This window comes from Parasediminibacterium sp. HNIBRBA5674, from assembly GCF_056745525.1.
The window spans coordinates 124,456-139,243 of sequence record NZ_JBQWIE010000001.1 but is presented as its reverse complement, the minus strand read 5'-3'; the positions used below and the strand labels follow the sequence as shown (position 1 = coordinate 139,243).

At 33.4% G+C, this 14,788-nt stretch carries 15 protein-coding genes; 5 read left to right on the top strand and 10 right to left on the bottom strand.

Annotated features, from left to right (window positions below; all coding sequences use genetic code 11):
* Positions 1-15 precede the first annotated feature (15 nt).
* The 3 genes from ACT9TX_RS00550 to ACT9TX_RS00540 all read right to left on the bottom strand — a co-directional run bounded on the left by ACT9TX_RS00550 (position 16) and on the right by ACT9TX_RS00540 (position 2,520).
* Entirely contained in the window at positions 16-516 is a 501-nt protein-coding gene (locus ACT9TX_RS00550) for an RNA polymerase sigma factor (RefSeq protein ID WP_481336100.1), read from the bottom strand.
* A gap of 107 nt (positions 517-623) precedes the next feature.
* On the bottom strand, positions 624-1,529 hold the full coding sequence (gene meaB / locus ACT9TX_RS00545; protein WP_481336099.1) for a methylmalonyl Co-A mutase-associated GTPase MeaB: 906 nt from the start codon (positions 1,527-1,529) through the stop codon (positions 624-626).
* A gap of 19 nt (positions 1,530-1,548) precedes the next feature.
* On the bottom strand, positions 1,549-2,520 hold the full coding sequence (locus tag ACT9TX_RS00540) for a class I SAM-dependent methyltransferase (RefSeq protein WP_481336097.1): 972 nt from the start codon (positions 2,518-2,520) through the stop codon (positions 1,549-1,551).
* A gap of 121 nt (positions 2,521-2,641) precedes the next feature.
* Between ACT9TX_RS00540 and ACT9TX_RS00535 the strand changes: the two genes are divergently transcribed.
* Positions 2,642-3,631, top strand: a complete 990-nt coding sequence (locus ACT9TX_RS00535; RefSeq protein ID WP_481336096.1) for a glycosyltransferase family 2 protein — start codon at positions 2,642-2,644, stop codon at positions 3,629-3,631.
* Between the two features lie 2 nt (positions 3,632-3,633).
* On the opposite strand, the gene ACT9TX_RS00530 is transcribed toward ACT9TX_RS00535, so the two are convergent.
* Both ACT9TX_RS00530 and ACT9TX_RS00525 read right to left on the bottom strand, forming a co-directional pair.
* Positions 3,634-4,470 (bottom strand): hypothetical protein, encoded by an 837-nt coding sequence (locus tag ACT9TX_RS00530; protein WP_481336094.1) that lies wholly within the window; start codon positions 4,468-4,470, stop codon positions 3,634-3,636.
* Between the two features lie 25 nt (positions 4,471-4,495).
* Positions 4,496-5,371: a glycosyltransferase family protein gene (locus tag ACT9TX_RS00525; RefSeq protein ID WP_481336092.1), complete on the bottom strand. Its 876-nt coding sequence runs from the start codon at positions 5,369-5,371 to the stop codon at positions 4,496-4,498.
* Positions 5,372-5,853: 482 nt separating this feature from the next.
* Here ACT9TX_RS00525 and ACT9TX_RS00520 point away from each other — a divergent pair, with 482 nt between their 5' ends.
* Together ACT9TX_RS00520 and ACT9TX_RS00515 are read left to right on the top strand one after the other, a co-directional pair.
* Positions 5,854-7,677, top strand: coding sequence for an ABC transporter ATP-binding protein (locus ACT9TX_RS00520; RefSeq protein ID WP_481336091.1), 1,824 nt, complete (start codon positions 5,854-5,856; stop codon positions 7,675-7,677).
* Positions 7,677-8,312, top strand: coding sequence for an LON peptidase substrate-binding domain-containing protein (locus ACT9TX_RS00515; protein ID WP_481336090.1), 636 nt, complete (start codon positions 7,677-7,679; stop codon positions 8,310-8,312). The genes ACT9TX_RS00520 and ACT9TX_RS00515 overlap by 1 nt, the downstream gene beginning before the upstream one ends.
* A gap of 73 nt (positions 8,313-8,385) precedes the next feature.
* On the opposite strand, the gene ACT9TX_RS00510 is transcribed toward ACT9TX_RS00515, so the two are convergent.
* Together ACT9TX_RS00510 and ACT9TX_RS00505 are read right to left on the bottom strand one after the other, a co-directional pair.
* Positions 8,386-8,814 carry a Fur family transcriptional regulator gene (locus ACT9TX_RS00510; RefSeq protein WP_481336089.1) on the bottom strand — a complete coding sequence of 143 codons (429 nt, stop codon included), beginning with the start codon at positions 8,812-8,814 and terminating at the stop codon, positions 8,386-8,388.
* 7 nt (positions 8,815-8,821) lie between these two features.
* Positions 8,822-9,478: an SCO family protein gene (locus tag ACT9TX_RS00505; protein WP_481336087.1), complete on the bottom strand. Its 657-nt coding sequence runs from the start codon at positions 9,476-9,478 to the stop codon at positions 8,822-8,824.
* Positions 9,479-9,589: 111 nt separating this feature from the next.
* Here ACT9TX_RS00505 and ACT9TX_RS00500 point away from each other — a divergent pair, with 111 nt between their 5' ends.
* Together ACT9TX_RS00500 and ACT9TX_RS00495 are read left to right on the top strand one after the other, a co-directional pair.
* Entirely contained in the window at positions 9,590-9,982 is a 393-nt protein-coding gene (locus ACT9TX_RS00500) for a MerC domain-containing protein (protein WP_481336086.1), read from the top strand.
* 155 nt (positions 9,983-10,137) lie between these two features.
* Complete coding sequence (locus ACT9TX_RS00495; RefSeq protein ID WP_481336085.1) at positions 10,138-10,605, top strand: GNAT family N-acetyltransferase; 468 nt, start codon at positions 10,138-10,140, stop codon at positions 10,603-10,605.
* Positions 10,606-11,148: 543 nt separating this feature from the next.
* Here the strand turns inward: ACT9TX_RS00495 and ACT9TX_RS00490 are convergent.
* From ACT9TX_RS00490 to ACT9TX_RS00480, 3 genes are all read right to left on the bottom strand, one after another.
* The gene (locus ACT9TX_RS00490) at positions 11,149-12,366 is read right to left on the bottom strand and encodes an FtsX-like permease family protein (RefSeq protein WP_481336084.1); all 1,218 of its coding nucleotides are present in this window, start codon (positions 12,364-12,366) and stop codon (positions 11,149-11,151) included.
* A 175-nt stretch (positions 12,367-12,541) separates the two neighbouring features.
* The gene (locus ACT9TX_RS00485) at positions 12,542-12,970 is read right to left on the bottom strand and encodes a ribosome-binding factor A (protein WP_481336082.1); all 429 of its coding nucleotides are present in this window, start codon (positions 12,968-12,970) and stop codon (positions 12,542-12,544) included.
* A gap of 413 nt (positions 12,971-13,383) precedes the next feature.
* The gene (locus tag ACT9TX_RS00480; protein ID WP_481336081.1) at positions 13,384-14,769 is read right to left on the bottom strand and encodes an MFS transporter; all 1,386 of its coding nucleotides are present in this window, start codon (positions 14,767-14,769) and stop codon (positions 13,384-13,386) included.
* Positions 14,770-14,788 lie beyond the last annotated feature (19 nt).

Here is a 14,788-nt window from a genome sequence, read left to right as displayed (position 1 = left end):
GGAATTTTGATGAGACTAATGACGGTCTAGTTGATTTTTTAATAATTTTCTAGCGAAGTGAATCCTGCTTTTAATAGTACCTAACGGTTCACCAAGCATGTCGGCTATTTCGTGGTATTTAAAACCATCAAAATATAATAAAAATGGATTTTTAAAAATTTCAGGCAAGCCATGTATTGCTGCTTGTACCTCTTTAATGTTAATGGTTGCCACAGCATCGTTTGCTACGGCACCTTGGTAATTGCTTATTAAAAACTCATTAGGTGTGGTATCAAAAATGGTATTTTGTTTAGCCTTTCTGCGGTAATTATTAATAAAAATATTGCGCATAATGGTGTACAACCAAGCTTTAATATTGGTACCTGTATTGTACTTTTCTCTATTGGCCAAAGCACGATACAGGGTTTCTTGAAACAAGTCTTTCGCTTGTTCATTATCACGTGTAAGTGTAATGGCAAATGGCTTCAAAAACTCCGTGTTATTAGCTAACATTTGGTTGAATTCTACTGCTGTCATAAAAACTTGTTTAAGATTGTGTTACGCAAAGTTAAACAGATTTTGTTTAAGCAGCCAAATAAAATGTTTAAACATTGCTAATAAAAAGTGAAACAAAATAAATTGCCTTAGAATTTCAGATTCTGAACAAATTGAAAAAGATTAAAGTTTTTGTTTTGACTCTCGACCTTTATAGCGTTTAACAAAACTTGTTTGTCAATATCTTTCATACGTGATTGTTCAATTAACTTGTATGCCTTTTCTGTCAATAACCAATATTTCTTATCAGAAGTAGTCAACTCTTGCAAATGTTGATGAATATTACTTACAAGCTCGTTTACACCTTGTTTTTGCGAAGCGGTGGTTTTTATTATAGGTGCTTGCCAAGTGGTATTGTTGTATGTAGGTGCTAATAACTGACGTAAATTTTTTACAAATCTATCCGCATCAGGTCGATCGCTTTTGTTTACTACAAATATGTCGGCTATTTCCATTAACCCTGCCTTCATGGTTTGTATTTCATCGCCACTTTCTGGCACCACTACAACCACAGTTGTATCAGCTAATCCTGCAATTTCAATTTCACTTTGCCCCACACCTACTGTTTCTACAATAATATAATCGAAACCAGCCGCTTGCATAACGCTCATAATCTCAATAATTTGTGGGTGTAAACCACCCAAAGAGCCACGAGTAGCCAAAGATCTAATAAACACATTGGGGTGATTGTACCAATTGCTCATTCTTATTCTGTCGCCAAGTAACGCACCTAGGTTAAACGGTGATGAAGGGTCAACACACAATACACCAACTCGTTTATTATCAGCAACAAAAGCATCAATTAACGCATCTGTTAATGTACTTTTACCTGCACCTGGTGCGCCTGTAATACCAATAACTGATGTACCGCCTGTATTAGGTAGCTGCGCTAAAAAATCATTGTAACCAGTTGCCTTATTTTCTACCAAAGAAATACAACGAGCTAATGCTTTAAAATTGTGTTGTTCTAATTGTAGTAAAAGCTGGTAAAACATAGTCTAAATATTAAAAAAACTATTTTTTTTGCAGAATAATAGTTGCTTGACCGCCTTTTCCTTGGCTATTTAGCGTTTTGGCTATTTCCCTATATTTTTTAACATCTTCTTTCGTGAAAAAAGATTTCTTTTTATTTGTAAAATAAGAATCGTTAGCTGTTAAGTTTACACCCTTAATATATTGTTCGCTACCTAAAAATTGAAATTCAGTACCATCGTGATATATTTCACTGATATCAAATTGTGTTTGACTAACGAGTATTTCAATACTCTTATGCGAATGAATGTATAAGTGGCGAGGTGCATCTAGATGTACCCAATTGGTATTATATTTTTCCCAATAATAAGATTCAGCAATAGGTATTTGTATTACCAAATATCCATTTTTATTCAATATAGTATATATTTTTTTTAAAACGCTCAATGGATTTGACATATGCTCAAAAGCATGTATCATAAAAACAATGTCGAAACTACCAACTATCTCGAACAAGGTTTTCTTATAAATTTTTATACTTTTTTCATCAGTACTTTTTTCTACAAAAGGATCAACACCTGTGAGGTTTTTAAAGCCAATTTTATTAAAATTATATAATAATGTACCGCCACCACACCCTATATCTAAAATATAGTCATTGTAGCTTGCATTAGTTTTTTTAAGCCATTTATAATAGTCAGGGATGATATAGTTAATGCACAATAGCCATCCAATTATTCTATTTTTATTATTGATGATATAATCAGCCTTCAATTGACCCAGAAATTGTGAAATAGTTTTTTTTAAATTATTTGTACTAAAATTTTTTTTGAATGAATAATAACTTGATGTAGGATAGTACTTGCCTAAATCGGCTGGAACTTCAATTATCTGTATGCAACGACAACTAGCACATTCAACATAATCAAATTTGTCTTTAAAGCCAAACATCTTTTCTTCAGCACTAAAAATTTTATTACCGTTTGCATTTCCGCAAATTTTACATTGTTGCATTAAATTAATTATTAATTATTAATTATTTATAAAAAACAAATTTAAGTATTTACAAGAAGTATTTTAGCAGCATGTTTCGGCAAAAGGCATTTTTAATATTACTTTGTTTAAAGTTAGAGAAATGATAACAGGCATATCTGTGGTAATACCCAATTTTAATGGTGCTAACCTCTTTAAAAGCACACTCAGTTCAGTATTCGAGGCTTTAGAAAATACAAGATTGCCTTATGAAATTATTGTGGCAGACGACTTTTCTACAGACAATTCTGTTGAATTTTTACAAGAAAATTATCCAAAAATTATTATAATAAAAGCACTGAAGAATTCTGGTTTCTCGGCCACTGCCAATATGGGCATATTAGCTACTAAATATGATAAAGTATTACTTTTAAACAGTGATGTGAAATTAACACCCAATTATTTTGAGGGACAGTTAATTTATTTTAATAATCCTAAAGTTTTTGGTGTTATGGGCCGAATAGTTGGATGGAACGACGACGTAATACAGGATGGCGCCAAATATCCATCATTTCACGGTGTAAAGATTAAAACAACTGGCAACTATTTGTTGCAAGAAGAATCTAAGATGAATGGTGGCATTTATAGCATGTATTTATCTGGCGCAAATATGCTTTTTGACAAAGATATTTTTTTAAAGATTGGTAGATTTAATACTATTTTTTCACCCTTTTACACAGAAGATTTTGAGTTGAGTTTAAGAGCTTGGCGGCTAGGCTTTTTATGTATATATCATCATAATAGTATTTGCCGTCATCAAATATCTGTAACTATAAAAAAAAATCATAAAAAAAAATCAGTTAACATTATTTACGATAGGAATAAAATGTTTTTGCATGCCATACATTTACAGGGCATTAAAAAATATCTATGGTATTTACAATTAATGCCCGAAGCGCTCATTAGAATTGTTACTTTCCGTTGGCATTATTTGGCATCGTTGTACCAATTCCTAATTTCACAAAAAAAAATAAAAATATCAATAATTAATTTTAAAAATGTATCTAAAAAAATTGGTACAGAAAAAAATGTGAAAGAAATTGCAGATTTTATCAATAAAAGCTTAACCGATGTTAATATTATAAGATTCTGAGTTTACTTTACATTCTCTATTTGTTTGTTGTATTCTCGACCTTTTAACAGCAACCTTTTTATTTGTTTTAAACGTTGTACAGCTTTTACAAAAAAGAAAACAAATGGTAGATTGTAAAACTTATTTTTTATTACAGAATTACTAAGAAAAAATTTAGTACAAGGCGTTTGAATATATCTACTTCTAAATTTCAAGCCATAAGCTAAAATAAATGGTGACACATTTTTTTTAAGCTCCACTAAATTACCAAGGCTTAAATGATTAACCATGAAAGGAATTACATACGAAGTGTATCCTAAAAAATCAGCCGTAATAGTTAAATCTGTAGCGTATAAATGAAATCCTGAAATATTCGCAGATATTGAAATAGAATTTCGGCAGTTTAGAACCAAAAAGTTTTCATCTAGAGAGTTTGCTTGTGCTGGCAAATTATTACTTTTTACAATTTTACCATTATTGGTTATATGGATCATATCGTTGTGATACCCCATTGCACCAGCATTGCCACATATAGCCCATTTGCTATCTAACTGAGTAAGTTGGTGTAAGCAGTTTATTAATTGCTGTTTACTATCAATACACCTAACATCTTGATGAACAATTATTAAATATTCTGCTTCGTTTTGCTGTATAAAGCTGGCAATGGCTTGGTATGCATCACAGGTATTTTCTTTTACATTATCGGTAGCTAAATATGCACAATCATCTGGCAAAAAACCACATGCTGCAAAACTGTTTTTCATTAACTCATACTCTTCCCAATTAGTAACAAGCGTACAAATTAAAAATTGATACTTGTACTTTTTGATAGAAAGGTCAAGCGTTTTATGGGCTATCATTTAAAAATGGTTGAGTTGAGTGTATTTAACGTAATAATTTATAATTTTTAAAGTCAAAGAACCGTTTACCAGTTATTTTTTCAAGGATGTAAAGAAGTCTATATTTAATTGAAAATCTTTTTTTAGATAAATCAGGATTCATCGTCCAATTTTGTTTTTTTATTCTCTCTTGAAATACGTTTGGATGAGTGCCAGTAAACTTTTTAAGTGAATCAAATTCATTCTCAAAATCATAATAATCTGGTTCTTTTAATAAATCGACAATTTCATCGTCAACATGCCACAACTTACTTACGTTTTTAATTTTCTGTTTCATCTGCTCGGGGCTTTTTACAAAACCATAGTGATAAACATAAGCGTCTAAGGCTTTAACATATAATTTTTTATTTCCAATTCTAAATCCTTGCGCATCCTTGTAAGCAGATATTCGAGTATCATTTTTAATAATTCTCACTTCATTTAAATACCACTGTCTACTATCACCTACATAATTGTAACTACCATAAAAATGCAAATACTTAAAGAGTAAACCTTGTACTTTTTTATCATACTGATAATCTTCACATGCTTTTAAAATAGTAGAATGATATTTCTCATGCACAGCCTCATCACCTTGTATATAAAATGCCCAAGTACTTTCCTTATTTATTAATTTCAAAGCTTTATTGGTTTCAACTGCCAAAACAGTACCGCCATTGCGCAAATTTTTATCCCAAACAGAGTGATGAATTTTAATTTTAGGGCTATTGATAGATTGAATCAATGCCTCGGTGGCATCATCACAATCACCTATTAATACCACCATTTCGTCTACCACAGGCAATATAGAAGTAATAGCTTCAACAATAGGATAATTATTTAATACTGCATTTTTAATTATAGTGAATCCAGAGATATACATAGTGAATTTTTAACAGAATTTAAAGTAATAGCATTAAATCAAAAAAATAAAAGTCTTTAAAAGAAATGAGTGCGGTATACAACTAGCAAAATTAAGCAAAGTGATACTATTTTAAGTTTCGAAGTTTTAAGCATCTTGAATTTATAAGTATTGAGCTAAAAAGCCGCTTTAGTCATAATTTTGATTTTCATTTTCTTTAGTTGATGAAAGTTCTACTTGTAAATAATTCAAAAATGCCTACAAAAAAATATGAGGTACAGAGCGTGTAATTTAGGGTTTAGGAAAATCAAACAAGGCGATTTCATTGTGAAACATTTGTTCATAACGGATAAGCTTAGGAAAACTATTTTAAATTAAATTCAGACCAAAAAGATTGTTTTTTACATTTTAAATAGACCAATATTTTGCCAATAAAAAGGTTTAAAATGCAACCATAACAATAGAATAGTTTTACTTTTTTATTAATATTAATTATTAAATACATGAAAAAATACAGCAGATTAATAAAATATTTTGTTCCTTATAAAAAAAATATCATTTTTTATATATTATCGGTATTGCTTTCGGTAATATTTGGTTTAGTATCCATAACCATGCTTTTACCATTTATGGAACTGATATTTAAACAAGATAAGCTGGTTTCCAATAATCCAATTTCGAGTTTTCAGTCTTTAAGTGCAGTAGAATATTTAAAGTTTTATATTAGTAAAATTATAACAAAAGAAGGTAGACAATATGCGCTAGGTGCAGTTTGTATACTTATAGCAAGCTCGGTTTTGCTCAAAAATTTATTTTTATACATTAGTATATATATGATGAACCCAATAAGAAATGGAGTAATGGTACAAGTAAGAAATGACCTGTACAAAAAGGTACTTACACTACCAATTGGCTATTTTACAGAACAAAAAAAAGGTGATTTAATAAGTAGAATGACGAATGACACTTGGGAGCTAGAAGCAACTGTAAGTAGCGTTTTAGATGGTTTAATAAAAGATCCTGCCACTGTAATTGTATATCTTTGCTATCTGGTATATCTTAGTCCTCAATTGTCACTCATATTATTGATATTGCTTCCTATTGCTGGCATAGTAATTGGCAAAATAAGTAAAACCTTAAAAAAGCAAAGTAATGCTGCCGCCGAAAAATCGTCTGAGGGTTTAAGCGTATTAGAAGAAACAATTTCTGGCATGCGAATAATAAAAGCTTTTAATGCAGAGATTATAGTAGACAAGAAATTTACTAGCATTAATAATGATTTATTTAAAATAAAAAATAAAATGAACCTGAGGCGAGAACTAGCAAGCCCCCTGAGTGAAATAATGGGTGTTTTGGTACTTTGCGTGATACTTTGGTTTGGTGGAAAGCTAGTACTTAGCAATTCAGAATCTAGCCTTACGGCTGCTTCATTTATTATATATATAGCCGCTTTTACACAAATAATTAATCCTGCAAAAAGCCTAAGTAACACATTTTATAACATTCAAAAAGGTACGGCTTCTCTAAAACGAATTGAAGATATTTTACTAACTATAAATACAGTAGAAGATAATGAGAATGGTATTATTTTAAACCATTTTTCAAAATCTATTGAGTTTAAGTCTGTAAATTTTGCTTACAACGACGTTACAATACTTAATAACATACAAATTAATATAGAAAAGGGTAAAACAATTGCATTAGTAGGTAGTAGTGGCTCTGGTAAAAGTACATTAGCAGACCTTATCCCAAGATTTCATGATGCATTATCTGGTACGATACTAATAGATGGAAAAGAGATTAAAAATTATACTTTAAAAAGCATTAGAAATCAAATAAGTATTGTAACACAAGAGGCCATTTTGTTTAATGACACAATAGCGAATAATATATTATTAGGTAATCCCCTTGCTACTCACGAAGAAGTAATACAAGCTGCAAAAATTGCTAACGCTTATAACTTTATTATGAGTAAAGAAAAAGGGTTTGATACTAATATTGGTGATAGAGGGAATAAATTAAGTGGTGGCGAAAAACAACGAATAACAATAGCTCGTGCAATATTAAAAAATCCACCAATTCTCATTTTAGACGAAGCGACCTCTGCACTAGATACCGAAAGTGAACGCTTGGTACAAGATGCTATTAATAATTTAATGCATAACCGCACAAGTATTGTTATTGCTCATAGGCTAAGCACTATACGTCATGCAGATGAAATTATTGTGTTGCAAAAAGGCAATATTGCAGAACGTGGTAACCACGAAACTTTAATTGCTAAAGGTGGTATTTACAAAAGATTAATTGATATGCAAGAAATAAAATAGTGACCAATTTCATCCCCATATTTCCATTAGGTATTGTTGTATATCCAGGCGAACAATTGAACCTGCACATTTTTGAGCCTCGCTACAAACAATTAATTACCGATTGCTTTGCCGAGGCAAAACCATTTGGCATACCTACCGTGTTAGACAATGGCATCAACGAGCTTGGTACGCTTTTAGAAATTACAGAAATAGTAGAAGTACACGCTGATGGCAAAATGGATATTCGCACCAAAGGAACTCGTATTTTTAAAATATTAGAAACCATCAAAAGCTTACCAGATAAGCTGTACAGCGGCGCAATAGTTACCTACCCTACTAATGATGAACGATTGAAAAGTGCCATGATGGCGAACATTGTTGCAGATATAAGACAACTACATAAGCTGCTTAAAGTGCAAAAAGATTTTAAAAAACCTGATGATTTATTGATGAGTTACGATGTTGCACACCATGCAGGATTATCAGTAAAAGAAGAATATGAATTGCTTGGTTTATGGCGAGAAGACCAACGTTTAGAATATTTAAAACGCCATTTGGCGAAAGTATTACCAATGGTTGCTGGTATAGAAAACCTAAAAGACAAAATAAAACTCAACGGGCATTTTAGAGAACTGAAAGGATTTAATCTCTAAGCACGAATTAAAAATCAATTTCACGAATTACACGAATGGAAATAATCGCAACAATTATTTTTCAAACACCCCTTTAGGGGTTGGGGGCTTTGCAATTCTTACACACACCACTCACCACAACATCGGTTTGTTTTTGGGTAAAGCCTTCTGGTAAGTTTACTGATGGTATGGTTACATGGTCTAGGCAATACGTAGTATCACAGCTATCGCAAATAAAATGCACGTGGTTATCGTGATGGTGACCAGCGCTACAATCATCTTTACACAAAGCATACAACACACTATTATCAGCTGTAGGTATGGCGTGTATAATGCCTTTGTCTACAAAGGTTTGCAAGGTTCTGTAAATGGTTACTCTATCAAACTGTGCAGATGATTTCTTCTCAATATCAGCATGTGCCAAAGCGCCTTTACTCAGCTTAAAAAGTTCTAAAATACTTTTTCTACTGTCTGTAATGCTTAAGTTATTTGCCTTTAAAATATCTGCAACCGTAGTAGCCATAGTTCAATTATGGATTGTTGTTAAAAATACCATTTACAAAATTACCTTTCCCCGCTTTTTCTTTTAGCAAGGCAGCAATATCTTCTTTCAATTTTTCTATTTCGTTAGGTTTTAAACCATCATACACTTGCCCACGCACCTGACCATTTTTATCTACCAAAGCAAAAAACTGTGTATGAATAAATTGGTCTTGAATTCTATCAAGCGAATTTTTAGGATCATCTAGCAAGTAACTACTACGAGCCTGCAAGTACAAACTATCTTTTCTACCAGTTAAAAAAGTCCATTTTTTCGTATCTACTTTCATACTATCGGCATACCATTTCATACGTGGAACGCTGTCAGTTTCTGGGTCGCAACTATGCGATACAATTAAAAAGTCAGGCTCATTTTTAAACTGCTGGTAAATGCCTTTCATATTGGTATTCATCTTTGGGCAAATACCTTTGCATGATGTAAAAAAATACTCTACCACACACACTTTACCTAACATATCTCGCTCAGTAAAGTCTAAATTATCTTGATTTTTAAAACTAAAAGGCTTTACATAGCTAATGATGTTCAATTTTGTTTTCCACGCATCGGTGCCTTTAAACAGAAAAAACCAAAAGCCTAGTACTAATACCACAAAAAATCCTAGATAAATCAATACCTTCTTACTCATTGCTATTTTTTTACGTTGCAAACTTACTAATGTGTTTTGGCAATTGCCTTAGCATTTTTAAATAGAAACAAATAATTTGCAACTTTGTTGCACATTACTACTTTTGCAGTAATGAATTTTAAAATTAATTGGGACGCACTTGGTATTTCTGCATCTATTGCCTGCGCTATTCACTGTGCGTTGCTGCCGCTTGTGTTCACTAGTTTGCCGCTGTTTGGTGTAGATATAATTGAAAATATTGCTTTTGAATACGGTATGATTATTCTTGCCTTGGTGGTAGGTATTTACTCGCTTTACCATGGCTACAAAAAACACCACCACAATATTTTGCCCATCACTTTGTTTGTTGCAGGCATTGGTTTTTTATTTGCCAAGCAAGCCTGGCACGACTTACAATTTTATTTCCTAGCCCCAGCACTTATTTTAGTGGTGATAGCGCATTACATCAATTATCGTTTTTGCAGGGCACACAATCACGCCCACAAAGAAGACTGCGACCATTAGTTTTTTTCTTTGGTAACCAGCTTTAGTACTACTATATAACATCGTTGCGTCGCACACTGCAACGCCTTTCTCGCCGTTAAACTTTTATCTAAGCGTAGTTATTCTTGTACCCAATACCTTAATCCTTTGTTTCTTTGCAGCAAATACAATACTGTATGTTATCTATCAAAATCATTACACAGCAAGGCCCTGAATTATCTACTGCCATACAATTGTTTAAAGACTATGCTTTAGAACTCAATGCAGACTTATGCTTTCAAAGCTTTGATGCAGAACTTGCAGATCCTTTAAAAAAATATGGCGCACCCAAAGGCGCATTATTTTTAGCTTATTACAATAACGAAGTGGCAGGCTGCATAGCGCTACAACCCTTGCCAGATGGTAGTTGCGAGATGAAACGTTTATATGTAAAACCAGATTTTAGAAAGCATAAAATTGGTGATGCTTTGGTGCAACAATTATTGGCTACCGCCAAAACATTGGGCTATAAAAAAATGAAACTTGATACGTTAGAACGCTTACAAGCAGCTATCTATTTGTACAAAAAATATGGCTTTGTAATTACTAACGCCTACTATCAAAATCCATTACCAGAAGTGGTGTATATGGAAAAAGAATTGTAGAAAAAGTCGCTAGCTTTTTAAAAACCGACACCTTTAGTAAACTCAAGCCTAGCAACAGCTGTTAATGCATGTTTAATCATTGCTCTTACATTTTTAATCATTATTTCATCCCGAGCAACCATTGCTAGAAATATTTAACCATTGCCCCAAGCCGAGCAATCACTGCTAATACACAATTACTCATTGCTCGAACATTTTTAACCATTGCCCCACTGCTAGCAATTACTGCTACAGCCCTAGCAACCATTGCTCGGAATATTTAACCATTGCCTCAAGCCAAGCAATGATTGCTAGGACACAATTAATCATTGCTAGGGGCAAAAACTAGCTTCTACCATTGTAAATAATGATTATTTAGGTACAATTAAAGGCTAAAAAGGGCTTTTGAAAGCTGTTCTACAGTAAAGTGGGCTTTTTTGATAGTTAATACAAGCAATGAGATGGCGAAGAGATAATTGACAATTGTTCAGTAGTCATTTTTCACACACAGATAAAGATAATAAACGCAACCAGAAGCCCTGAATGGTGAGGTCTAGTGCATTACTAGCTTCGCAACGAAACACCTTGTTCACTTGCTTTACGTGCAGGTAAATATGCAGCCAATACAGCAATTACAAATACTGTAGCAATTACTACTACATAATCAGATGCTAATAATTGCACAGGGTAATAATCTATTAAAAAGCTACCACCTTGTAATGGCACTAAATGAAATTGAATTTGTAATAAACAAATAAGCGTAGCCAAAACCACACCAACGGCTGTACCTACAATGGCTAGCAGAATGCCCTCACTTAAAAAGATGTTACGCACCACTATATCTGATGCACCCATGGCTTTGAGTACTGCAATATCTTTTTGTTTTTCTAATACTAGCATGGTTAAAGCACCAATAATATTAAAAGCCGCAATAGCTAGTATTAAACAGGTTACACCATAAATTACCCATTTTTCTACCTGCATAGCACTATACAAACTTTGGTTTTGCTGATAACGCGTTGCTACCACAACATCCTTTCCTAGCAAGGCTTTTAGCTTATCTATTACTTTATCAGCATTGGCTTTTGGTGCTAATTTTATTTCTACTGCGCTGTAATCATTTGCACCCATATACAGCATATACTTTAAGAAGGGCAAGTTGGTAAATACATACTTATCGTCAAACTCTTGCTGCACAGCGTAGCTACCAGCTGCATACAAACTATAAGCGTTAAAGCCTTCTTCTGAGTTAAACTTGGTGGCTTGTTTGTTGGGTAAGTTTAGTACCAAAGGTGTTAAACTGCTTTCAACATTAGCATTAATAGCGTAAGCAACACCTGCGCCTAATACCAAGCGTGGTGCGGCTGTAGTACCAGTGTTAAACTTGCCATTAATAATATGCTGGCTAATGTTATTAACAGATGTATTCGCTTCATCAATGCCTTTTACAATCACAATACTTTGGTTATCGCCATTCATTAGCAACGCTTTTTCTTGCACTACTAAACTGGTAGCCGCAACACCTTCTGTCGCTTTAATACTGGCTATTTGCGCAGGTGAAAGATGAATAATTTTACCGCTAGCTGCACTTATGTTTACATCAGCATAAAAATCTGTGTAAAGCCCTTTTACCAATTCTTCAAAGCCATTGAACACACTAAACACCACAATTAGTGAAGCAGTAACTACCGCAATAGCAGTAACACTAATCCATGCAATAATATTGATGGCATTAGTTGTTTTTTTAGATTTAAAATACCGCCATGCAAATAGAAGATTCAAACGATTTGGGATTTATGACCCGATAGCTATCGGGTTGTGATTTGAGATGTATGATTCTTACTGCTAGATTTTGTAATCTAAAATTTCATAGACTATTTTGCCCGCAGATAGCACAAATAATCGGAGATAATAGGTTCGCTTCGCTCACTTTTCACGTTTGACGATTCACAATTGACTATTCACCTTTCGCTTCTCTCGCCTTTTTTTCTTCTTCAATTTTCTTAAATAATTCTTCCATTTTAAACACATGTTCAAGTGTATCGTCAAGGAAATAGTGAATAACAGGCATTCTACGTACTTGACTTTTAATTTTCTCGCCTAATAATTTTTTTATTTCCCAAGCCCTTTCTTCAACATGCTTCATAGCAAGTGTAGGATTCTCAACTTGAAATAAACTCAAGTAAATTCTAGCCTCTAATAAATCTGGCGTAACCTTTACATCGGCTATAGAAACCATACCACCTTCAAACATATTTAGACCTAGTTTCATGAATATATCGTTCAATTCTGCTTGAAATACCGATGCAACTTGCTTTTGACGCTTTCCTTCCTTCATTTCTTTAACTGTTTTATTGGTTGCAAAATTAGTTACTTTACCCCTCATATTTTATTAAGCTCGAAAATGAAAAGTTTTAGTCGAATACTATTTTACCTAAAATCACAAAAAAGCAATATTGCTCTATATTTTTTTTCAACTTGGTACAAGGTGCCATTAACACATGATGCAAAACAGAACAAACATTTTAATAGCACACTGATTAAGTACTATTCGCCACGCAGATGACATAATAGTTTTAAGAAAAGGTGAACTTGCTGAACGTGGCACACACGATAGTTTAATAACCAATGGTGGTATTTATCAACGCTTGTTAGAGATGCAATAGTTGAGGTAGGATTTTATTACTTTACTGACCTTTTTAAAATAGAAATCCCACTATAAAAAATAGTGGGATTTTTTGTGTAACTATAATTAAACCAAAGAAGGCGTCGTTAACTGTTATCACGTATTTAATGAAACTACTTAGCTGCTTGCAATTTTGTAATACCGCCAAACTTCAGTAGCAGCCAGCCCAAAGGATGTAAGAAGGCAATGATGAAAAACCAAAGTGTGTAGCCTTTTCCTTGAACCATATCTAAAATTGGCGACAAGATGAAGTGTAAACCCTGATCTAAAAATCCTGATGCTTTTGTTGATGGACCTGCAATCATTGCAGCTACAATCATATTCATGATAATGCCGCCTAGTGTGCTTCCTGCTGCTACAATGCTGAATACTGTTCCTAATGAATGACTTGGTACTATATCAACAATAATTGAGCTTATGTTTATTAGCCATGCTAATGATACCAACACAACAGCAGCTGAAATGGCCATAGAAATATCTATGTTAGCAACCCTGCTAATGATAGGTGATAATGGCATGATACAAGCACAAGCGAACATCACATACATTCTACTTGAAACTGGCAATTTGCCTTGTTTTATTAAGCGACCAGAATACCAACCACCGAATAAACTACCTACACCAGCGGCAGCATAAATAACCCAAGTTATTTTTAAATCATTTTGCGATAAATGACGCTCAGAAGCCAAGTATTTAGGAAACCAAAATTGAAAAAAATACCAAACCGGATCGGTTAATAATCTAGCCAATAGTAATAACCAAGTGCCTTTGTATGTCAATACTTGCTTCCATGACCATCTTTCGCTTACAATAGTTTCTTTGGCTTCATTTTCATCTTTATCTTCTATAAAAGCTAATTCTTCTTTGGTGATTAATTTACTTTTTTGTGGCGTTCTATAAATTAAAAGCCAAGGAACAATCCACAATAAACCCACTAAGCCAGTTAATATAAATGCCAAGCGCCAACCTGTACCTTGACCTAGCCAACTCGCAATGGCAGGAAAGTTTTGTGCGTATGCATAAGTACCTAAAGGAATAACAATGTAGGGCGCAATAGTGGCGCCAATAGTTGCCCCCATGGTGTACAAGCCAATTGCAAAAGCTCGTTGCTTAGCAGGGAACCATTCTGATACTGCTTTTGATGCCGCAGGCCAAACACCTGCTTCGCCTAAACCTAGCATAAAACGGTAAGTACCTAAAGACGTTACGCCTCTTGCAGCTGCTGTAAGCATATTAGAAATAGACCACCAAACAACAAATAATAATGTGCCAGACCTTGTGCCTATTTTATCTACAATACGCCCAGAAATAATGTACGCAATGGTATAAGCTATCAGAAAAATATTGACAATATTGGCATAGTCAGTATCATCCATCCCTAAATCCTTTTGAATAGTAGGTGCTAATGCCGACAAGGTTTGCCTATCGATGTAGTTTAATACTGCTGCAGTAAAAAGTAGTGCAACAATCCACCAACGCAAGCCATTTATTTTTCTCATCGTTTTCTATTTTGTCAGT